This is a genomic window from Nocardia sp. NPDC050793, from assembly GCF_040654065.1.
Taxonomy (GTDB): Bacteria; Actinomycetota; Actinomycetes; order Mycobacteriales; family Mycobacteriaceae; genus Nocardia.
Genome location: NZ_JBFAHG010000038.1, coordinates 1 through 1,113, shown reverse-complemented (window position 1 = coordinate 1,113; position 1,113 = coordinate 1). Strand labels below are relative to the sequence as shown.

The 1,113-nt window shown below is 65.0% G+C and carries 1 protein-coding gene; it reads right to left on the bottom strand.

Going from position 1 to position 1,113, the window contains the following annotated elements; genetic code table 11:
- The coding region (locus tag AB0H50_RS35585) for a condensation domain-containing protein (RefSeq protein WP_357461685.1) at nucleotides 1-1,113 on the bottom strand (1,113 nt) is incomplete at both ends.

Here is a 1,113-nt window from a genome sequence, read left to right as displayed (position 1 = left end):
CACCGCAGCACGTCGCCGCGCCGTTCCCCATCACCGATCCGCTCACCCGACACATCGGCCAGATCGTGCCGGTCGATCTCCATCGCCTCGACATCTACCCCGGACGGCACCTCGAACCCATCGCGGGCCGTCGTCACCACACACACCGGGGCAGCAATATCGAGCACATGCCGGATGCGATCGGCCGGATGATCCGGATCGATCGGCACATACGCGCCGCCCGCCCGCACGATCGCATACATCCCCACCAACAGATCCAACGACCGGCGCACCGCCAACCCCACCGTCGTCTCCGGACCCACACCCCGCGAGATCAAATACCGCGCAAGCCGATTGACCCGCGCATCGAACTCGCCGTACGTCAACGACACACCCTCGAACACCACCGCCACCGCATCCGGCGACGCAGCGACCTGCGCATCGAACCGATCCAGCAACGTCGACTCCGGCACCGGACGCGACGTATCGTTCCACCGCTCGAGCACCGCCATACGCTCGTCGGCGCCCAGCAGATCGATATCCCCCACCCGCCGCGACGGATCGGCCACCACCGCCTCGAGGATCCGCACGAACCGCTCCGCGAACCCCTGAACCGTCGAAGCATCGAAAAGCTCGGTCGCGTAGGTGAACTCGACGCCGAATCCCTGCGACTGCTCACCCGACCCGACCAGATCGGTGACGGTCACCTGAAGATCGAACTTCGCGACCCGGACATCGACATCCACACCCGAGACACTCAACCCGGGCAGTTCGAGATGCGCGTCCGCCATATTCTGGAACGTCAACATCACCTGGAACAACGGATGACGCGCCTGCGAACGCGCAGGATCGAGCACCTCCACCAACCGCTCGAACGGCACATCCGCATGCGCGAACGCATCGAGATCCGCCGTGCGAACGGTGTCGAGGAATTCGCCGAACGACACCCCACCGTCGACCGACGTCCGCAACACGAGCGTGTTGACGAACATGCCGACCAGATCGTCGAGCGCGGCCTCACCACGCCCCGCGATCGGCGTGCCGATCGCAACATCGGAACTCGCACCCAACCGCGACAGCAACACCGCCAACGCAGCATGCACCACCATGAATTCCGTTGCGCCACTGCGTCGT